17 protein-coding genes and 2 tRNA genes are annotated in these 18,776 nt (G+C 62.2%); 6 read left to right on the top strand and 13 right to left on the bottom strand.

Features of this window, described 5'->3' with window-relative positions:
* The coding region (locus HMPREF2559_RS08720; RefSeq protein WP_148138800.1) for a hypothetical protein at nucleotides 1–278 on the bottom strand (278 nt) is incomplete at its 3' end.
* Between the two features lie 161 nt (nucleotides 279–439).
* Nucleotides 440–1,543 (bottom strand): isochorismate synthase, encoded by a 1,104-nt coding sequence (locus tag HMPREF2559_RS08715; protein ID WP_066487618.1) that lies wholly within the window; start codon nucleotides 1,541–1,543, stop codon nucleotides 440–442.
* Nucleotides 1,544–1,633: 90 nt separating this feature from the next.
* Here HMPREF2559_RS08715 and HMPREF2559_RS13025 point away from each other — a divergent pair, with 90 nt between their 5' ends.
* The 3 genes from HMPREF2559_RS13025 to HMPREF2559_RS13280 all read left to right on the top strand — a co-directional run bounded on the left by HMPREF2559_RS13025 (nucleotide 1,634) and on the right by HMPREF2559_RS13280 (nucleotide 2,720).
* Nucleotides 1,634–1,792 (top strand): hypothetical protein, encoded by a 159-nt coding sequence (locus HMPREF2559_RS13025; RefSeq protein ID WP_168162244.1) that lies wholly within the window; start codon nucleotides 1,634–1,636, stop codon nucleotides 1,790–1,792.
* Between the two features lie 115 nt (nucleotides 1,793–1,907).
* A complete protein-coding gene (locus HMPREF2559_RS13285) occupies nucleotides 1,908–2,096 on the top strand; it encodes an alpha/beta hydrolase family protein (RefSeq protein WP_231725030.1) in 189 nt (62 codons plus the stop codon).
* 24 nt (nucleotides 2,097–2,120) lie between these two features.
* On the top strand, nucleotides 2,121–2,720 hold the full coding sequence (locus HMPREF2559_RS13280) for a CE1 family esterase (protein ID WP_353935776.1): 600 nt from the start codon (nucleotides 2,121–2,123) through the stop codon (nucleotides 2,718–2,720).
* A 10-nt stretch (nucleotides 2,721–2,730) separates the two neighbouring features.
* On the opposite strand, the gene HMPREF2559_RS08705 is transcribed toward HMPREF2559_RS13280, so the two are convergent.
* The 7 genes from HMPREF2559_RS08705 to HMPREF2559_RS08675 all read right to left on the bottom strand — a co-directional run bounded on the left by HMPREF2559_RS08705 (nucleotide 2,731) and on the right by HMPREF2559_RS08675 (nucleotide 11,809).
* Nucleotides 2,731–3,705, bottom strand: coding sequence for a hypothetical protein (locus tag HMPREF2559_RS08705; RefSeq protein WP_066487615.1), 975 nt, complete (start codon nucleotides 3,703–3,705; stop codon nucleotides 2,731–2,733).
* Entirely contained in the window at nucleotides 3,693–4,568 is an 876-nt protein-coding gene (locus tag HMPREF2559_RS08700; protein WP_066487612.1) for an anchored repeat-type ABC transporter permease subunit, read from the bottom strand. Before HMPREF2559_RS08700 ends, HMPREF2559_RS08705 begins: the two co-directional genes overlap by 13 nt.
* Nucleotides 4,562–5,281, bottom strand: a complete 720-nt coding sequence (locus HMPREF2559_RS08695; protein ID WP_066487637.1) for an anchored repeat-type ABC transporter ATP-binding subunit — start codon at nucleotides 5,279–5,281, stop codon at nucleotides 4,562–4,564. The genes HMPREF2559_RS08700 and HMPREF2559_RS08695 overlap by 7 nt, the downstream gene beginning before the upstream one ends.
* Nucleotides 5,274–6,134, bottom strand: a complete 861-nt coding sequence (locus tag HMPREF2559_RS08690; protein WP_066487609.1) for a choice-of-anchor M domain-containing protein — start codon at nucleotides 6,132–6,134, stop codon at nucleotides 5,274–5,276. The genes HMPREF2559_RS08695 and HMPREF2559_RS08690 overlap by 8 nt, the downstream gene beginning before the upstream one ends.
* Nucleotides 6,135–6,136: 2 nt before the next feature.
* The gene (locus tag HMPREF2559_RS08685) at nucleotides 6,137–7,552 is read right to left on the bottom strand and encodes an anchored repeat ABC transporter, substrate-binding protein (RefSeq protein WP_082723220.1); all 1,416 of its coding nucleotides are present in this window, start codon (nucleotides 7,550–7,552) and stop codon (nucleotides 6,137–6,139) included.
* The gene (locus HMPREF2559_RS08680; RefSeq protein ID WP_070540335.1) at nucleotides 7,545–9,266 is read right to left on the bottom strand and encodes a TIGR03773 family transporter-associated surface protein; all 1,722 of its coding nucleotides are present in this window, start codon (nucleotides 9,264–9,266) and stop codon (nucleotides 7,545–7,547) included. The genes HMPREF2559_RS08685 and HMPREF2559_RS08680 overlap by 8 nt, the downstream gene beginning before the upstream one ends.
* 107 nt (nucleotides 9,267–9,373) lie before the next feature.
* Complete coding sequence (locus HMPREF2559_RS08675; protein WP_070540332.1) at nucleotides 9,374–11,809, bottom strand: choice-of-anchor M domain-containing protein; 2,436 nt, start codon at nucleotides 11,807–11,809, stop codon at nucleotides 9,374–9,376.
* Between the two features lie 167 nt (nucleotides 11,810–11,976).
* On the opposite strand from HMPREF2559_RS08675, the gene gltX reads away from it, so the two are divergent.
* Nucleotides 11,977–13,482 (top strand): glutamate--tRNA ligase, encoded by a 1,506-nt coding sequence (gene gltX, locus HMPREF2559_RS08670; protein ID WP_083297814.1) that lies wholly within the window; start codon nucleotides 11,977–11,979, stop codon nucleotides 13,480–13,482.
* 51 nt (nucleotides 13,483–13,533) lie between these two features.
* Here the strand turns inward: gltX and HMPREF2559_RS08665 are convergent, their stop codons facing one another.
* Complete coding sequence (locus HMPREF2559_RS08665; RefSeq protein ID WP_066510448.1) at nucleotides 13,534–14,013, bottom strand: TetR/AcrR family transcriptional regulator; 480 nt, start codon at nucleotides 14,011–14,013, stop codon at nucleotides 13,534–13,536.
* Between the two features lie 208 nt (nucleotides 14,014–14,221).
* Here HMPREF2559_RS08665 and HMPREF2559_RS08660 point away from each other — a divergent pair.
* Together HMPREF2559_RS08660 and HMPREF2559_RS08655 are read left to right on the top strand one after the other, a co-directional pair.
* A tRNA-Gln gene (locus HMPREF2559_RS08660) sits at nucleotides 14,222–14,293 on the top strand.
* A gap of 40 nt (nucleotides 14,294–14,333) precedes the next feature.
* Nucleotides 14,334–14,406, top strand: a tRNA-Glu gene (locus tag HMPREF2559_RS08655).
* A 55-nt stretch (nucleotides 14,407–14,461) separates the two neighbouring features.
* On the opposite strand, the gene HMPREF2559_RS08650 is transcribed toward HMPREF2559_RS08655, so the two are convergent.
* The 3 genes from HMPREF2559_RS08650 to HMPREF2559_RS08640 all read right to left on the bottom strand — a co-directional run bounded on the left by HMPREF2559_RS08650 (nucleotide 14,462) and on the right by HMPREF2559_RS08640 (nucleotide 18,744).
* Nucleotides 14,462–15,307: a PRD domain-containing protein gene (locus HMPREF2559_RS08650; protein WP_066487589.1), complete on the bottom strand. Its 846-nt coding sequence runs from the start codon at nucleotides 15,305–15,307 to the stop codon at nucleotides 14,462–14,464.
* Between the two features lie 39 nt (nucleotides 15,308–15,346).
* Nucleotides 15,347–16,747 carry a glycoside hydrolase family 1 protein gene (locus tag HMPREF2559_RS08645; RefSeq protein WP_066487586.1) on the bottom strand — a complete coding sequence of 467 codons (1,401 nt, stop codon included), beginning with the start codon at nucleotides 16,745–16,747 and terminating at the stop codon, nucleotides 15,347–15,349.
* A gap of 68 nt (nucleotides 16,748–16,815) precedes the next feature.
* Nucleotides 16,816–18,744: a beta-glucoside-specific PTS transporter subunit IIABC gene (locus HMPREF2559_RS08640; RefSeq protein WP_070540329.1), complete on the bottom strand. Its 1,929-nt coding sequence runs from the start codon at nucleotides 18,742–18,744 to the stop codon at nucleotides 16,816–16,818.
* Nucleotides 18,745–18,776: the final 32 nt, after the last annotated feature.

Below are 18,776 nucleotides of genomic sequence, written 5' to 3'. Positions count from 1 at the left end.
GCGGCGAGCTTGGGCAGTGAGGCCATGCGGGCCACCCCGTGGTAGAGCTTCTCAGCGCGGTCGCGTGAGACATCGAGATTGCGGGCGAGGGTGGAAAAGGCGATGTCGATATCGTCGCCGGGGGTGGGAAGGACGCGGTGGATGGCCTTCCAGAAGAATTCGTTGCGGATGGCGACGTATTCTCCCAAGGGGCCAGCGGGATTCAAGGGGGCGAAGTAGGGGCCGGTGGGTTCGGTTGGTGGTGGTGGGTTGGTGGTGTTATCGGGAGGAGTGGTCATGTGGGCTACCCCTGTCGGTGAGTGAGAGTGTGAAGTAATGATTTAGATAGAGTGTTCTAATTCTTACGTTCACAAGCTTACCTACCCCCAGATGTGTTCGTCAATAGATTCGAATACTCAAATAGGCAAACAAAAAAGCCCACCCAGGGGGTGGGTAGGACTTAGAGTCCGAGCGCTCGCAAAATAGTGCGCAACTTCGCGGACGTCTCTTCCAGCTCGGCGTTGGCGTCTGAGTCGGAGACGATTCCACCACCGGCCCAGGCCCGTGCCGTAAGTCCGTCGCCCGAGACCTCCGCGCAGCGGATGGCGACCATGTATTCGCCATCGCCCGAGTTATCGCACCAGCCGACGGTACCGGCGTAGAACCCGCGGTCGGATTCGGCTGTCTGGATGACGGATTCGGCGGCATCGGTAGGCGTACCGCAAATGGCTGGGGTGGGGTGGACGAGCGCGGCGAGCTCGAGCGCGGTCAAGTGAGGGTCCTTGAGCGTGCCGACTACCGGTGTGCCCAGGTGCCACATTTCATTGGTCTTCATGAGTTGCGGTGTGAGTGGCGCGTCCAAAGTTTCGCACAGTGGTGAAAGGATTCGGCGCAGATGGTCGACCACAAAGGCGTGCTCCCGGAGATCCTTGGGGGAGCGGGCCAAGTCCTGCCCGGCTAGGATGTCGCGTGCCTTGTCTTTCTGGCGCGCCGCCGAACCGGCCAAGGGGAAAGCGCTCACTGTGGATCCTTGGCGCTTGATAAGGACCTCCGGCGAGGAGCCGACGAGCATGGCGCCCTCGCGGCCTGCCGGGGTGAGGTCAGCGATGAAGCCGTCGCGGTGGTACGACATGTCAATGAGTCGCGCGGCGACCAGTCGGGGGTCGGTGGGTTCGCTGAATTCAATGTCGACTGCGCGCGCTAAGACCACTTTGTCAAGCTTGGACTCTTGAATCGTGGCGATGGCAGCCTCGACGCGACGCAGATGTTCTTCCGGTTCTGGTTCGAATCCGGTGACGCGCGCATTCAGCGTTCTGTTGCGGTAATGCGCGTGCGGTTCCAGCGGGCCGTCCTCGCGGATGATGCTCTCTGGCACCGTTAAGGCAACCCGTGCGCCGCGTTCGAAGGGGAGCGCGCCCACGATTATCTCGACGTCTCCGGACCTGAGCGCTGCGACGGCGGCATCGAGATCGTCAAAGGTCTGCTGGGCACCCTGGGTGCGCACGGAGCCAGTCGCGCGAGAGAGCAGAAAGTCCGGCGCGGTAGAAGGGCGTGAAGAAAACATAGACCTCCAGCTTACTTCGTGGGGGAATTCTTAAGGAATCGAGCGTGTCAGCTGATAAACGAGAAAAGAACTGAAACTAAAGTGACGAAAGTGTTTAATGTGAATCTCGTCAAACGGCGCCTCGTTGTGCTTGCAGTGGCCGCCGCTTTGTCCATTGGCATTGTCCCCGCTCACGCGCAGGAAGTCCCAGCGCCGGCTCCCGTACAGGAGCAGCTTGCCGAGGTTCCTACCGCCCCCCGCGCCCATTGAAACCCCGGCCGATAGCGCGCCCGCCGGTGAGCAACTGGTTCCCGAGGGAGTGCAGGAAGCGACGCCTGTTGCACCTGCACCGGTCCCAGTAATCCCGGTTCAGGAAGACCCCACGGTGAATCCCGTCCAGCCCGTCGCCAACGGCCAGACTGTCTCCGTCGATGTCGAACACGAGGGCAAGCCCCGCCGTTATCTGCTGCGCATCCCCGACAATTACAACCCCGATGACGCCGCGCCCGCCCTCTTTGGCTTCGGCGGCTGGGAAGATAGTCCAGAGAATTTCTCCAGCTACGCCCGCATGTAGAACACCGGTGCCCACGGTGAAGCCATCATCGTCTATCCCGAAGGCTACGAGCGTGCCTGGGAGGCCGCGCCTTACGCCAAGACTCGCGACGGCGAGGACATCCGCTTCATCAAGCGCATCCTTGACGATATCGACCTCGACTACCGCGTCGATCGGTCCCGCGTCTACGCCATGGGCATGTCCAACGGTGGCGGCTTTACCTCCGTCCTGGGCTGCCACGCGCAGGACACCTTTGCCGCCGTCGCGATGGTCTCCGGTGCCTTCTACAACCCGGTTGAGATGAATTGCGTCGATGCCCCCATGGCCACCCTCATCATGCACGGCACCGCGGATAAGATGATGACCTACGACGGCGGCACCCGACACGAGGCCGGTTACCTGCCCGTTCGCACGGTCCTCGGCGGCTACCTCAACCGCAACCGCTGCGACATGACCTTTATGTCGGAGCCCGCCGCCAGCGGTTCCGAGCGCCTCAACTTCAACGGTTGCCAGCAGCCGGTCGAGCTCCTTAAGGTCCCGGCGGACCACACCTGGTTCTGGGCTCCCGATGCCGCCAACGAGGTGTGGAACTTCCTCTCCGATAAGCACAAGTACGTCGTCCCGGCTCCCGCGCCGACGGCGTAGCTCTTACTGCCTAGTCCACCCGCGGAATCACTGTTGTGTCCGCGGGCTTTTCTTTCTTTTCTGGCTGCTTCGGACGGCGTGCGACAAAGAGAAGCAGGCCGACTCCGAAGATGAGGAAAGCACCGCCGAAGCCTGCGAGCACGCCTGCCCAGAAGTTGGTGATGTCGCTCGAAGTGCTTATTGGAGTGATCTGGGCCGGGCGAATGGGGTTGCTCTCGGCGGGTTCCGCTGGAGTCTCGGCTTCCTTGCGCGGAGCTGGGGCTGCGGCTTTCTGGGGCTTGGAAGCCGCAGGCGTGGGAGCCTGGATCTTCGACGCAGCGCCATTATTTCCATCCTGTGGGCTTGACTTTACGGGTGCGGGGGCTGTTACATCCGGTACGGAGTTGTCGCGCTCGGTCGGCTCAGCATTCGGAGCGACGTGGGGCGGTGTAGCGCGGGAGGAAGTCGTTTCAGAGAGCGTGGAGGGCCGAGTGCTTGGGGCTGAGGACACTTTGAGGAAGGACTCGGCCTCTTTGTAGGTTTTGTCGAGCTCGCGATCGAGCTTGCCTATTTCTTTGTCGATGCCTTTGATGTCCTTGGCGAGTCTGCGCGGGTCGGTGGATTCCTCCGCGTCGCACGGGGCGCCGACCGAATACTTCACGGAGGCGGTGGCGTCCGCGTCCGCAGTCGCTACGCGGAGCGTGAGCGTGTAGTCGCCGTCCTCGGAGAAATCGATGTCGATGTCCTCCTCGGAATTCGGAGGGACTGTGGTCTCGTCGAAGCGGGTGGTTCCGGTGCCCTTGGAGTCATCGAGCGTGAGAGTGACGGCATCGGAGGAGTCGTTGGTGACGTGGAGCGTCGCGTCGGCTCCGTCGGTGGTGCGCAGCGAGTTGGAATTGGAAATGGTGAGCGTGGCTTCGTCGCCGCAGCGGGGTGCGGCAGCGGCGAAGGGGACGAGTGCGCTGGTGGACAAAACGGCGGCGGTGACGAGCGCTAGGCGGCGCATGACGAAGTCTCCTTTGCAGTACGGAAAGTGGGAAGCAGAGGGCTCAGCGCCCAGACAAGAAGGAAGCAGGCAGTAAGCACGAGAACGATGGTGGCGCCGGCAGGAAGGTCGATGGCCCAAGCGAGATAGATGCCCACGAAGGAGCCGAGAGCGCCAATGAGTGCGGAAAGCGCCATCATGGACCGCAGGCTCGTGGTGAGCAGGCGGGCGGTCGCGGCCGGCGTGATGAGCAGTGCCAGGACCAGAATGTTGCCGATAGTGCCCACGGAGATGACTATGGCGGCGGTGACCGCGAGATACAGAACGACGTCGAGGACCGCGACGGGCAGGCCCATGGCGCGGGCGGTCTCGCGGTCGAGACACGCGGCGGTGAGCTGTGGACCGATGAGAATGACGAGTCCGATGACGACGACGTTGACTGCGACGGCCGCAATGAGGTCGGTGCGCGAAACGCCCGTGAGCGAGCCGAAGAGGAAGCTCGTGAGTGACGCGGTATAGCCGTCGATGCGGGAGATGATGAGCATGCCCAAAGCGAAGGATGCGGCGAAGAAAATGCCGATGATGGAATCCTCGCGGATGTGGCGGCGCTGCGCGAAGACGGCGATGAGCAGGGCGACGGCGCAGCCAGCGACGGCGCCACCAAGGAGCACAGAGGTGTGCAGTGCAAAGGCGACGGCGAGGCCGGGGAAGACGGCGTGGGAGACGGCATCGCCGATAAAGGCCATGCCGCGCAGGACGACGTAGCAGCCCACGACGCCGCACACGCACGCGGCGAGGATCGCCATGATGACGGCGTGGAGCAGGAAGTCGAGGCGCGGGTTGGCGAGGTCAGTGAAGAAATCGAGGAGCGTGACGTCTAGCATGCGACCCCCACGGCAGCGAGGAGAGGCGAGTGGGCGGATACTCCGAAGGTGTCGACCCACGGCTGCGGTGTGGCGAGGATGTCGGCCGCGGGGCCATCCGCGATGACGGTGCGATTGAAAAGCACGAGGCGGTGGCACGTGTGGGCAGCCTCGGCCAGATTATGCGTCGACATGAGGATGGACGTTCCCGCTTGGGTGAGTTCCTCAAAGAGCGCGAGGAGCGACTCGGTATTCGGAGCGTCGAGGCCGGTAAACGGCTCGTCGAGAAGGAGGACATCGGGACGCGTGGCGAGAGCACGCGCGATGAGCACGCGTTGGCGTTGTCCGCCGGAGAGCTGCTCGATGGGACGGCGGGCAAACTCCGTGAGGCCAACCAACGCGATTGCTTCTTGTGCTGCGCGATGGTCGACGCGTCGAAGCCAGCCGAACCGGCGCGTGCGGCCGCTCGCGACACAGTCGGCGACGGTGATGGGAAAATCCCACGCAACGTCGTGGCGCTGGGGAACGTAACCCAGCGCGGCGCGCGTGGTGATGGAACCGGAATAGCGCACGAGACCGAGTATTGAGCGCAGGAGCGTCGTCTTGCCTGCACCGTTGGGGCCGAGCAGACCGATGAATTCGCCGGACTCGACCGTCAAGGAGGCGTCCCTGACTACTCGGCGGCCGCCTAACGCGACGGAGACATCGGACGCAGTGATAGCGGGATTAGCCACGGCGAACACCCCGCAGCGCGGCGCCGAGTGCGCCGAGGACGACGAGTGCAAGGACGATGCCCACGGTCCACCAGGCCCACATCGGCAGTCCGGCGAAGCCTGCGGACGCTGTGGTGGGTTCGAAGGGGAGGGAACGGGCGGCATCGGCAGCCTGGGGCGTGGCGGCGTCGGGGCCGACGGCGAAGTTGAGGACGGCATCGGTAGCAAGCTCCTCGCCCGAGGTGGTGGTCGTGGTGAGGCGCAGGCCGACCTTGTGGGCGCCGGGCTCGGTGAACGTCCAGTTGGCGTGGGTGTGCGTGTGCAGATCGACCCACAAGGAGTCTTCGCCGTGCTCGGCGGTGCTAAAGAGCAGTTGGGGCGCCTCGAAGCCGCCATTCTGAAGGAAGAGTGAGAAATCGCCCGGGCCGGAGTGGCCGAGGAACTCGATGTTCACGCCGCGGTCCGCGACCTCGGTCAACGACGGTGCCTGGGTATTCCACCCCAGCCAGGGCACTCCTGCGACCTCGGTCTGCGGGATGACCCATACCTGGGAGCCAGGCTGAGCGCCGGTAAAGGCGAAGTCATTGGTCTCCGGCAGGGTTTGCAGGGCCTTGTCATCGACGGCGAAGACGACATCTTTCGGGTCACGCCACACCGGTGTGGGCTGGGAGTCGTCGCGGGCCTTGAACTGGGCCTGGCCGTCGACGATGAGCGCGCCCATGTCCACGTGCCCGTGGTCGATAACGGCGGCCTCGCCAGACGGGGCGACGGACTCATCCGCGGAGACAACCTGCGCGAGGTCACCCGCCCACGCCGGAGCCGCCGTGAAAGCGAGTGCGCCGGCGAGCAGAAGAGTAGGAATGCGATGGTTCATGATTAGTCCTTTAAACAGTCGTGAAGGGAGCGCGCGTTAAAGCGCATTAGATCGATATAGGTGGGGACGGACGCGTCGAGGGTGTCGCCGTAGATGGTGCATACGCGTCGGCCTGCCGCGGAGGCGGTCTCCCGCAGGGTTTGCGTACTGGCTTCTTCGGAAGGTTCGATAAAGACGGCGGGGACGTCGAGATTCTCCAACGTGCGACGCAACGCGATGACGTCGCGTGGGGACGGCTCGACGGCGGGATTCGGCGTGACGAACCCGGCGCTGCGCACGCCGTAGCCCTGCTCGAGGTATGCGTAACCGTGGTGTGTCGTGACAAGGTTGCGGCGTGGCTCCGGGATGTCGGCGATGAGAGAGCGGATTTCGGAATCCACCCCGCGCAAGGACTCGTTATAGGCACGGGCATGATCGCGGTATTCCGCGCCGTGCGACGGATCGACTTGCGCGAGCTCGTCTGCGATGACGTCGACGTAGGCCATGGCGTTGGCCACGTTGTGCCATAGATGTGGGTCGACCTCGCCGTGGATGTGTTGGCCGAGCACCGCTTGCGGCAGGAGGTACGTCTCGCTGCCGGGGACGCCTAAGAAGCGATAGGACGGGTCCGGCGGAATCTCCTGCAGGACCGACGACGGAACGGCGATGACACTCGCCGCTGGATCGAAGTCATCGGAGCCATCCCGCAGCACGATGCCGCGGGAAGAATCCGCCGCGATGTCGAGATGGCCCTCATCAATGACATCGAGGTCGGGTGGGGGAGTCACGCCCACCGCTATCGTTATCACTGCGGGTTCGGTCAGCGAGGACGACAAGTGCAAACGGTAGATGCCCGGCGCGCTAAAAGCCCAGGACAGGTGCGTGTGCGCGTTGCCGGGCAGTTCCGTTGAATCAGGACCGCCGTCCGAGGAGTCAAAGAGGACGCGCGGCGTGCCGAATGTCGAGACGACGTACGCCGCAACCGATCCGGGCCCTTCAACCGAGTCCAAGGAAATGGTGGCGGAATCCCTAGAACCAGCGACGCGCAGACCAAGCCAGATCGCGTCGAGTGCCACGTTTTCCACGAGCGGCACGAGCTTTGCCCCGCGGGTGGACGCTACGTCGGCGACGTCGACGACGGGGCCTGAAGATACGCTATGCACGGAATCCATGAGTGTCTGCGGCTCGAGCAGAAGGCCATTGGCAAATGCGACATCGGCATTGGCTACCTCCCGCGAGGTGCGCAGCGTCGGCTCGAAAGAGTGCGGGTCCTTGCCCGCCGGGATGAGGGTCGTGACGTGCGCGTCCGGCGCAACATTGCGTGCGAGATCCGCGATGATCGGCGTCGTCGCCACGATGCGCAGGCCGTCCTCCTGGGTCGGTGCCGTACACCCGCTCAGGCCGAGCGTCGCCGCGAGTATGAGAGCCGCCTTACGCACGGTATCGCGTCCAGGCAAGCAGGCCGACGCCCAGTCCCAGCACGAGCATGCCCACACCGAGCGCGCCCACGCCCCAGGCCAGGTAGCTCTCACTCGAGGCAGCAAGCTTCGTGCCTGGGCGCAGGGTGCCCGATTCGGCACCCGCTTGTTGCACTGCCGCGTCGCCTCCGGAGACGCCTGCCGAGCGACCCGACACAGAATGAGAATCGCCCGAGCCCGTCGTACCGCCAGTCGGTGCGACGCCAATGGAACCCGGCGCGGTTGAGCAGTCGCCGCCGTCTGGGTTGACCTCTGCGCCGAAGTCGAAGTGGCCGGAGCTCAGCGCACCACTAGGCTGTCCGCCGCCCACCGCGAAGTGGAGGGTGGCCTCTCCGCTGACAGTCTCGCCGGCTGTTGTCGTGGCGGTCTGGCGAATGGTCAGCGAGTAGTTGCCGGGCTGGCTAAACAGCCAGTTGGGGTGAACGTGCGTATTTTCTGGAATGTCCACCGCGCCTTGGGCTTGGCCGCCAACGACGCGGAACCATTCGTCGCCGACAATCGTGCCTAGCCCTCCTTGCGTGTAGACCATGACATCGCCGGGGCCGTTAAAGCTCGTGATGTCCCACGTCACCGGGCCCGATGTATATTCGCGCATGGTGGGGTGCTGGGTGTTCGCACCCAGCCACGGCACGCCGGCGACTTGGGTGGAGCCGATCATCCACGCCGGGCCCTGCGGCACGGGGCCGATGTCCTGCGGCAGGTCGACCTTTCCGGTATCTGAGATGTAAAACGTCGCGCCATCCGCGTCGATCCAGGCCGGTGGGCTGACCGTGTCGTCTTTGATCTTGGGGTTCAGCCCCGCCACGCAGACCGCGCTTTCCGATGCCGCCTCAGGGGCCGGGGCGGACTCAGCCGGGCGAGGAGCGGCAGGACGCGGGGCTGCTGCGCGCGCCTGGGTTGAGCGCGGTGCGGCGGCACGCGAGGGTTGTGCCGAAGTGGAGGTCTGCGTGCGCTTCAACGAACCATGGCTGGTGGACGTGTCGGTGTTGTCTTCGTCGTCTTTGGCGTCGTTGCCGTGGTCGCGGTCCACATCGCGGTCGGAACCGGAAGAATCGCCGACCTCCCACGTGTACGTCACGGAGTTAGAGGTCTTGCCCTTGCTTTCCGCGTGGACGGTCATCTCGTACGTGCCGGGCTTGGAAAACGCCCAGTTTGCGTGACGGTGGGCACCGTAGGGCTGATTGATGGTTTCCCCGCGCGTGAGTTCAATGCTGCCGGAGCCGGTGACTGGCTCGACGTCACCGAAGTTTGAGGTGCGGAAGACGTATACCGAACCGGGCCCGGAGACATCCTCGAAGACCAAGTCGACGTTGTCGAAGCCTGCGCGGCCGGCTGGCTGCGTATCCCAGCCCGGCCAGAGCAACGAGTGGTCCTGGTCCTGCGGCAGGAAGTAGGACGAGCCACCGATGTCCGGGATGCCTTCCGTGACCGAGTTCCATGCTGATTCTTTGACGACGAGCACGACGTCGTCGCCGGAGTGCTCCACGTCGTTGCCGGTGATGTCTTCCTTCAAGCCGAGAGTGAGGTCACCGCCCGGCGCGGTGACGTAGAAGGCATCGACGTGTCCAGTATCGAAGCGTTCGGCGGCGAGAGCGTGCGGTACGCCCGCGACGACGCAGAGCAGCAGCGTGGCCCACACCGCGAGAAAGCGTGTCGTCCGTGATGAAACAAGCATGGGGTTATCCCTTTATGAGAAAGAAGTCTGTGATGTCTGTGTAAAGAGCTGCGCACCGACAGCTCGAAAACGAGCCATCGGTGGAGGGGCAGAGGGCTACCTAGTCGTTAGCGGAAACGTTTAAGCATCTCTTGGACGCGGGCCCAAAGCTCAGCGCCGTGGTCGCGGAAGAATCCGCCGAGCGCACCGAAGACACCGGCGATGACCACCGGAATGACCCAGCCCCAGGGCTTCGCGTTGCTGGAGCCGTCCGCCTTCGGGGCCGGCTTCGGTGCGGGCTTCGGCTTGACCTCGTCCGAAGGCTTCACGTCATCAGAGGGCTGCGGCTCGGACGGCTTGACCTCGTTAGAGGGCTGGGAGTTGTCGAGATCCGACTTGCAGTCCTTGATTGCCTGGTCGCCAACGGCGAGGGTGAGCGTCTGCGGAGCCGAGGTGATCTTCTTGCCGTCCTTGGTGGTGGTGTCGTAGGTGACCTTGAACTCGTAGATGCCCGGCTTCGAGAACGCCCACGTCGTGTGGGTGTGGGTAGCGAAATCGGTCTCGATCGTGTGGTCACCCTTGGTCGAATCCATGAGCACTTCCTGCTCTTGGCCAAGATTGCGACTAATAAACAGCCCCCACGTCGCACCCTCCGGGACGGACTTCGGTTCGAAGTTTAGGTTGACGGTTCCGTTGGTCTGCCCATAGTCGAGGGACTGTGTGTTGTAGCCCGGCCAGATGATGTCGTGGTTTTGGGTTTCCGGAAGCATATAGAACTTCTCGCCAACCTTGCCCATGAAGTCGAGCTTCTTATCGCCCATGCGCTCGCTGCGCTTGACGAGAGCGTTGTCGTGGACAGCGAGCACGACGTCATCGAGCGGACGGTCGACGACGCCCTTGTCCACGAGGGACGTTTCGTCCTCCAACACCGTGGTGAGCTTGTCGCCCTCGCGCATCGCTTTGATGTCCACGTGGCCGTGGTCGAGGAAGTGCTTGCTCGAGCACTTCTTTTCGGGCACAGCCGGTTCGGAGGGCTGCTGGTGTGGCTTAGTCGTCGGTGTTGGGGCTGCTGAAGACCCAGTGGACTCGGATTCGGTAGCACTGCCCAAAGTCCCCTTCGCGTCGAAAGTTTTGCCCCGCTGGTAACTCTTCGCGAGGACGACCGTGCCGGACTGAGCCTTGATGGTCGGGTGGGGGATGACGACAACGCGGGCTTCCTGGCCGTTGTAGAGGTTCTCGTCACCGATCAGGACCTCGCCGTGACCATTGTGGATATAGCCTTCGAAGTCGAGCCCCGCGTATGTGGCGTCACCACCATCGTAGAAACCGCCGCTGATGAATCCGTTGAAGTTCTTATCTTCGGTCTCAACGACGAGCTTGGAGGAGGATTCGCCGTACGGCTCAATGTGAGCGGTGAACTTCGAATTCGTGACGGTCGGCTCTTCCGTGTCTTGTAGCTGGCGCACCGTTGACGCGTCGCCGGTGTGGTCGGACCAGGTCTCCGCCGAATCCTCGGAGGTGACGGCGGCTTCCTTTCCGGGGGTGTAGTGCAGCGGCGTTGAGACCCAGCGCGGGCCATCGTCCGGGGTAAATACAGCCTGGATCTGGGAGTCCTTGGGGCCCAAGAACTCGTCCCACTGTGCAGTACCGTCCTTGACGTCCAGATCTGTGAGGAAGTAGCCGTCGATAAAAAGCGTGAGCGTGCCGTTAGCTTTGTTTCCGGCCTCGAACTTGAGCGTCGACAGGTGCTCATCACCTTCCTGGGACCGCTTTGCCTTGGGAGCCACGCTCAGGGAGTAAGCGGCATCGGCAAGCTCAGCCTGGGAGCCGGGCTTGGCTGCGTCGAAGCGCTCGCGCGTGCTCTGAGTCTTTTCCGCCTTGGGGGACTGGCCGCCTACTTGCACTACGGCGACGGTCGGTTGCGAGGCGATGAGTTTTCCGTCCTTGCCGCGCGCGGTGGTGCGGTACGTCAGCTCATAACGGCCCGGCTTAGAAAATGCCGTGTAGTTGTGGAAGTGACTTCCTGCGGTGAGCGGAATGGACTTCGGGGAGTCCTGAGAAGTGCCGAGCAAACGGTGTAGGCCAGATTCGGAATCAAGATAGCTAAACAGCTCGACGTCGCCGGGGCCATTGACAGAGAGGAGGTCGAGTGACGCGGTGTGATCGCGGAAAGCTTCCATGGGAAGCCCAGCGTCGGCCCCAAATCCCATCCAAATTGGCTGTTGGGATCCCCAGGTAGCAGCCGGAGCGGTGTAGTAAGTCTCGCCTGGTTCGCCAAAAAAGTCGAAGAGGCCATTTTTGGGCAGTGTGAACTGGTATTGATTCCGGCCGTCGCTCCCGTAACCTTTTCCAACCCACGCAACAGTATCGTCCAGGGGAGTCGTTGTGCCTGAGACCTCGGACTTGAGGACGAACGTGTCGTTTGCCCAGAAGGTCTTCGGCGAGTCGACGTGCGCGGCGGTGGCGACGGTGCGGCCGTCGTCCGGGCCGGCGTGCGCGACGGCGGGGGAGACCAGAGCTACTGCGGTGAGCAGAGCGAGAGAGCGAGAGTGAATGCGAGACACGAGGGTCCTTTCTTCAGTTATTTTGGAACGGAGCACACTATAGGTGATGACTTTCATTACCGTTAGTGGATACCCCCGTGAAATTTTTGTGGCCAGCATTTATTGATAGTTGTTTCCATTACGCTTACCCCCGCCTCGTTCTGAGTGTTCGTCCGTGCTGGTCTACCATGGTGGGCATGACTGAGAACGCTAGTGACATTCGGGTTCGATTCTGCCCGTCCCCGACCGGCACGCCCCACGTGGGCATGGTCCGCACCGCCCTGTTCAACTGGGCTTATGCCCGCCACACCGGCGGCAAGCTCATCTTCCGTATCGAAGATACTGACGCCGCCCGTGACTCGGAAGAGTCCTACCAGGCCATCATCGACTCGCTCGAGTGGCTTGGCTTGGGCTGGGACGAAGGCGTCAACGTCGGCGGTCCCGACGGCCCGTACCGCCAGTCTCAGCGCATGGACATCTATGCGGACGTCCTGCAGAAGCTCATTGATGGCGGCTATGTTTACCCGGCGTACTCCACCGCGGAAGAGGTTGAGGAGCGCCACAAGGCGGCTGGCCGCGATCCGAAGCTGGGCTACGATAACTACGACCGCAACCTCACCGAGGAGCAGATCGAGGCCTTCAAGGCCGAAGGTCGCAAGCCTGTGTGGCGCCTGCGCATGCCGGACAAGGACTGGACCTGGAACGATCTCGTCCGCGGCGAGATGACCTTTAAGTCTGAGACTCAACCCGACTATGTGGTAGCCCGCTCCAACGGCGCGCCGCTGTACACGCTGGTCAACCCGGTTGATGACGCACTGATGAACATCACGCACGTCCTCCGCGGTGAGGACCTGCTGTCCTCGACCCCGCGTCAGCTGGCCCTGTATGAGGCGCTGGTCGAACTTGGCATTGCCAAGCAGACTCCGCAGTTCGGTCACCTGCCGTTCGTTATGGGTGAGGGCAACAAGAAGCTGTCCAAGCGTGACCCGCAGTCCAACCTGTTCAACCACCGCGACAACGGCATCATCCCCGAGGGTATGCTCAACTACCTGTCCCTTTTGGGCTGGTCCCTGTCTGCGGAGCAGGACATCTTCTCCGTCGAGGAGCTCATCGCCAACTTCGACGTCAAGGACGTTCTAGGCAACCCGGCCCGCTTTGATCAGAAGAAGCTCGAGGCCATCAACGCGGACCACATTCGCCTGCTCGCTCCGGAGGTCTTCAAGGACCGCCTGCGCGCGTACTTCACCGAGTACACCGACTTCCCAGCCGACTATGGCGACGCGAAGTTCACCATCGCCGCGGATCTCGTCCAGACGCGCATCAAGGTGCTCTCGGACGCCTACGACCTGCTCAAGTTCCTCATCATCCCGGATGACAAGCTCGAGCTAGACTCGAAGTCTGCGAAGAAGAACCTCAAGGAGGACGCCGTCCAGCCGCTCGAGGTGGGCATCGCCGCCCTCGAGGGCATCGAGGACTGGACCACCGCCAACATCGAGCCTGCGCTGTCCAAGGCTCTCATCGAGGACTTGGAACTTAAGCCGCGCAAGGCCTACGGCGCCCTGCGTGTTGGCATGTCCGGTCAGCAGGTCTCCCCGCCGCTCTTCGAGTCCATGGAACTCTTGGGCAAGGAGTCGACCATCGCGCGTCTCAAGGCTGCCTTGGCCGTGACGCCGTACCAGGCGCCCGAGACCTAAGAGCTTGCCGATGCCCCCGCAACCTTCCGGTTGGCGGGGGTTTCGCGTGTTTTAATCGGCGACGACGTATTCCCACTGGGGGTCGGGGATATGTCCGTCGCGCAGCTCGAGCAGTGCCAGGCCATGCGCCATGGCGGTGTAGCTCAGCCCCAACTGCGTATTGTTGTCGGCCATCCAGTGGAAGGGCTCGCGCGCCCAGCCCGGCAAGTCCCTGGGCAAGTACTCGCGCGGGAAGAGTCGGCCCGTCATGAGCTCGTAGAGATAGGGGTTCTCACGGAAATAGTCGCGGTGGGCGGCGAGGACCCCTGTGGCGCCGTTTTCTTCCCATCCCTCGCGCAGATGCTGACCGTATTCGCTGAGTGCCTCTGTGGCGACGAGAGCCGCGATTTCCTCCATACCGGAGACGTGCTTGTAGAGACTCGGCGCCTTGATACCGATTTCATTGGCGATGTCGCGAATAGAAATCTCTGGCCACCCGTAGTCCTGTAGGAGCAGGCGGGCGGCGGTGACAATCTCGTCCGTACGGCTCATGAACGTATCTTTCTTCCGGCGGGCGATAGATTCTACGCGTGCCCGTGTAACAATGAAGCTAACACAATTAGCCACGCGATGTCACCTTGAGAACACGTCCTGACCTGCCGATTTGTCACACGTACCGTTCTTGCCTATAGTTATATCTCGTCGCACAGAGCGAGTCACTTACACCGGCAAGGTGAAAGAGACAAGCACTTGATGACAATGGCCTATGGTGTAATTGGCAACACAACGGTTTCTGGTACCGTCATTCTAGGTTCGAGTCCTGGTAGGCCAGCAGTGTTTACTGCTGGAACAAGCAGTAACACTAGTTCTATGCCCCGTTCGTCTAGCGGCCTAGGACGCTGGCCTCTCACGCCGGTAACACGGGTTCAAATCCCGTACGGGGTACAAAATAGCGAAAGCCTCCAACTTCGGTTGGAGGCTTTCGTCATGCATGGCCTGTCTACTGCGCAGCGTGGTGCTCGCCGACGAGACGCGCGACGTGCAGCGCAAGGTAGCTCACCTCGTCGTCAGTGAGCGGCGCGCCAAGGCGCAGCTCGAGGACGGAGGCGAGGCGGCTGGCGCAGGTTACCGCTTGCGGGTGGGACAGCTGCAGGCTGTCTTTGAGGACGCTCATGCCCTCGTTGAGCTGCCGGCCTTCGTTCACGCGCACGAAGAAGTAGCGCATGTGCGTGATAAAACGTGCGGCGGAAATGGACTGACGGTCGAGTTCGATGTCAAAGCTTGTATCGATGATGTCGAAGAGCTGCCCGAACACGCCCGTCATGCGGTAGGTTTCCGCAAGGCCGTCTGTGTGGAAACCAGCGTTGACCAAGTGCATGGCGATGGCAACGGCCTCGACCTGCGGCAGGTCGAGCTCGAGCTGCTTGTTCACGTGGGCAAGAATCCGCTCTCCGGCCGCGTACTCAGCGGGGTAGAGGTGCTTGACCTCGGCGGTGAGTGGATGCGGCTGGGCGGCGGTGGCGGCATCGGCAGCAACGCGCACCGCAGCGACGCTGAGGTGGTCAGCGAGGGCCACAACGGTGGCCGAGCCTCGATCCTCGAATTCGGCACGGAGCGCGTCATCGGCCGCGGCGAGGAACCTGGGGTCCAGCGCCGCGAGCTGTTGCGCGAGGGTATCGCTATCGCGATCATTTTCGGGCCTGAACGTGCGCGTGACTTTGTCAGTCTTGACCGGCTGGCCAGGCTTCGCTTGGAAGCCCACGCCCCACCCAGTGAGGATGGCTTCCGCGCCGGTCTCGTCGACCGCGAGGACGACGTTGTTATTGAGCACACGCACGACCTTCATCGCTGCAGATTGCCTCTCTTTGGATGGGAACGGGCGGGACTACTTGGTGAGGGACTCGCCGTTGGTGGCGATGACCTCTTTGTACCAGTCGAAGGACTTCTTTTTGTAGCGATCGAGCGTGCCGGAGCCGTCATCGTCGCGGTCGACGTAGATGAAGCCGTAACGCTTGGACATCTGCGCTGTCGATGCGGAGACCAAGTCGATGCAGCCCCACGTGGTGTAGCCGAGGACCTCGACACCGTCCTCGACAGCCTCGCCGACCTGGACCAGGTGCTGGTTCAGGTAGTCGATGCGGTAGTCATCCTCGACAGTGGGGCCTTCGGGGCCATCGACGAGCTTGTCTTTGGCACCCAAGCCGTTTTCAACGATGAACAGCGGCTTCTGCCAGCGGTCCCAGTATTCGTTCATGATGATGCGCAGGCCGACCGGGTCGATTTGCCAGCCCCACTCGGAGGCCACGAGGGTCGGGTTGGGAACGCCACCCACGATATTTCCTTGACCTGCCGTGTCCTTGGCCGGATCAGCGGTTTCGCACACGGACATGTAGTAGGAGAAGGAGACGAAGTCGACCGTGTTGGTAAGGTCGTCACGATCCTGCTCAGTGATATCCAGCTCGACACCGAGGTTCTTGAGCTTGCGCAGGTAGTAACCCGGGTAGTACCCACGGCAGTGGATATCACCAAAGGCAAGGTCATCGTGGCTCTTATCCAGCGCTTTGAGGGCATCCTGTGGATTCGGCGTTAGCGGGTAGCGTGGCACCGCGATGATCATGCAGCCGACCTTGTTGTTCGGGTCTATCTCGTGTGCAATCTTAGTGACACGTGCAGAGCCCACGAGTTCGTGGTGGACAGCTTGGTAAAGCTTCTGCGGGCCAACCTCCTCTGGCGTGCCCTCGAGACCACCGAAGAACGGGAAGTGGAGTACCGAATTAATCTCGTTGAAGGTGAGCCAGTAGTGCACGCGACCCTTGTAACGCTCGAACACGGTGCGGCAGTACTTCTCAAAGAAGTTGATGACTTCACGGTTGGACCACCCGCCGTACTCGCGTGCGATGGCGAGAGGTGTTTCGTAGTGGCTCAGCGTGACGAGGGGCTCGATGCCGTACTTCTCGAGTTCGTCGAGCACGCGGTCATAGAAGCGCAGGCCCTCCTCGTTCGGCTCATCTTCATCGCCGCGTGGGAAGATGCGGCTCCAGGCAATGGAGAAGCGGAAGGTCTTAAAGCCCATCTCACCGAACAGTGCGATGTCCTCGGCATAGCGATGATAGAAATCGATGGCCTCAAGCTTGAGGTTGTCATCCGTGGGGCCTTCCGTGGGCGGAGTTTGCAAGCCATCGGGCATGACGTCTTGGATGCTCAGGCCCTTGCCATCCACGTTGTATGCGCCTTCGATTTGGTTTGCGGCGGTGGCGCCGCCCCAAAGGAAATTCTGTGGGAACATGTATGGATTTCTCCTTGTGATGAGTGCTGGAAGGCAGGACGTTGGTGTCCAGCCTAGGGATAAGTGGATTACTTCGCCGCGCGCAGGCCGGGTTCTCCAGCGACGACCAAGCCAGGCTGTGCGAGGTGCTCGACCGTGCTGAGCTTCTTCGAATTGGTGACAATGAGAAGGGTCGTGGCCTTGTACCCAGCCTTAGCTACCGCGTCGAGGTCCACGTCGACGATGGGCTGGCCAGCTTGGACGTGGTCGCCCACCGTGACGTGGGGCGTAAAGCCCTCGCCGTCCATCTGAACCGTGTCGATGCCTACGTGAACGAGGGTCTCGACGCCACCAGCTGACTTGATGCCGACGGCGTGGCCGGACTTGGGAGCGGCGATGACTTTGCCCGATACCGGTGCGAGCACCTGTCCATTCGATGGCTCGACGGCGATGGATTCGCCCATGGCGCCTGAAGCGAAGACCTTGTCTTCAACCTCGTCGAGCGGGATGACCGTGCCGTTGACGGGGATGAGCACCGTGTCAGACGACGCGTCCTCTGTTGCAGCGGCCGTGTTGTCGTCGCCTTCAGTGGCTTCGAGCTCGGCTGCGGCCTTAGCGGCCTTGGCTTCTTCTTCCCTGCGCTCAGCGCGGGGGAGCAGGATCCAGGTACCGACAAACGCGATGACCATGGCGATAATCGTGCCGATGACGAACATGAGGAAGTTGCCTTCGCCCAGTGCCGCAGGGAATGCGAGCAGGGACGGGAACGTGAAGGAGTTGAAGGACACACCGGCCAGGCCGATGATGATGCCGCCGACAGCACCACCCACGACGCCAGCGTAGAACGGAACCTTGAGTGGGAGGTTGATGCCGTAGATGGCAGGTTCAGTAACACCCGCCAGGATGCCGGAGACAGCGGACGGGCCGGCGAGCTTGCGACGCGCCGGAAGGTGCGACCGGAGTGCGACAGCGGTAACTGCTGCGGCTTGGGCCATTACGGCTGCCTGGAGAGGTGCCATCATCGCGGAATGGCCCAGGTTGGCGATGTCATTGAGGAAGATAGGGACGAAGCCCCAGTGCAGACCGAAGATGACGAGGACCTGCCAGAAAGCACCGAGCAAACCCCCGGCCAGCCACGGAGCGACCTGGAACAGCCAGGCGACGCCAGCAGAAATCCACGCGGCCAGCTTCATAGTCAGGGGGCCTACAGTGAGCAGGACGATGGGGACCATGATGAGCAAGACGAGGACTGGAGTCATGAAGTTGCGCACCGCGGAAGGCAGAATCTTCTCGCAGTAATGCTGCACGTAGCTGGCCAGCCACACGGTGACGATGGCCGGAATGACGGACGAGCTGTAATCCATCGCCGTGAGCGGAATACCGAGAAGCTTGAGGTCAGCGTCAACCGAAGCGAGCCCGATAATGCTCGGGTAGACGAGCGGAGCAACGGTCGCCATGGCGATAAACTCGTTCATCTTGAACCGACGTGCGGCGGTCACTGCGAGGAACATGGGCAGGAAGAAGAACAGGCCGTCTGCCAGTGCAGCAAAGACGATGTAATTCGTGGATTCGGTGTCAAACCAGCCCAGGTTTGTTCCAGCAGAGAGGAATGCTTTGACGAGGGCAATGCCGGCGAGGGGCCACAGGATTGGAGTAAACAGCGAAGAAATGAGCTGGATGAAGGCGTTAAATGCGTTGGGCTTTTCTCCATTGTCTTCATCGGAATCTTCGACCGCTGCGCCCTTGGCACCCTTGGTCGCCATACCGGGTAGCGACACCACGGCGTCATACGCAAATGGCACATCGTTGCCAATGACGATCTGATGCTGGCCACCGGCCTTCATGAGCGCAATGACGCCCGCGGTGTCCTCAATCTTTGAGTCGTTGACTTTACAGGCGTCTTTAATCTTGAAGCGCAGACGCGTGGCGCAGTGGGTCACGGAGCTGACGTTGTCTGCTCCGCCGAGTCCTTCGAGCACTGCCTTGGACAGCGGCTCGAAGTCGGTCTTCGTGGTCATCGGGCTAAGTAGCAGAAAGCGTGTCTGATTCT

It is taken from the genome of Corynebacterium sp. HMSC072G08 (assembly GCF_001809185.1).
GTDB classification, from domain to species: Bacteria; Actinomycetota; Actinomycetes; order Mycobacteriales; family Mycobacteriaceae; genus Corynebacterium; species Corynebacterium phoceense.
This window is presented reverse-complemented; position numbering and strand designations above follow the sequence as displayed.

What these genes read in the sequence shown, in the direction of transcription:
- HMPREF2559_RS08715 (WP_066487618.1), bottom strand. Translation starts at nt 1,543, where the DNA reads ATGTTTTCTTCACGCCCTTCTACCGCGCCGGACTTTCTGCTCTCTCGC.
- HMPREF2559_RS08705 (WP_066487615.1), bottom strand. Translation starts at nt 3,705, where the DNA reads ATGCGCCGCCTAGCGCTCGTCACCGCCGCCGTTTTGTCCACCAGCGCA.
- HMPREF2559_RS08700 (WP_066487612.1), bottom strand. Translation starts at nt 4,568, where the DNA reads ATGCTAGACGTCACGCTCCTCGATTTCTTCACTGACCTCGCCAACCCG.
- HMPREF2559_RS08690 (WP_066487609.1), bottom strand. Translation starts at nt 6,134, where the DNA reads ATGAACCATCGCATTCCTACTCTTCTGCTCGCCGGCGCACTCGCTTTC.
- HMPREF2559_RS08680 (WP_070540335.1), bottom strand. Translation starts at nt 9,266, where the DNA reads ATGCTTGTTTCATCACGGACGACACGCTTTCTCGCGGTGTGGGCCACG.
- gltX (WP_083297814.1), top strand. Translation starts at nt 11,977, where the DNA reads ATGGTGGGCATGACTGAGAACGCTAGTGACATTCGGGTTCGATTCTGC.
- HMPREF2559_RS08665 (WP_066510448.1), bottom strand. Translation starts at nt 14,013, where the DNA reads ATGAGCCGTACGGACGAGATTGTCACCGCCGCCCGCCTGCTCCTACAG.
- HMPREF2559_RS08650 (WP_066487589.1), bottom strand. Translation starts at nt 15,307, where the DNA reads ATGAAGGTCGTGCGTGTGCTCAATAACAACGTCGTCCTCGCGGTCGAC.
- HMPREF2559_RS08645 (WP_066487586.1), bottom strand. Translation starts at nt 16,747, where the DNA reads ATGTTCCCACAGAATTTCCTTTGGGGCGGCGCCACCGCCGCAAACCAA.
- HMPREF2559_RS08640 (WP_070540329.1), bottom strand. Translation starts at nt 18,744, where the DNA reads ATGACCACGAAGACCGACTTCGAGCCGCTGTCCAAGGCAGTGCTCGAA.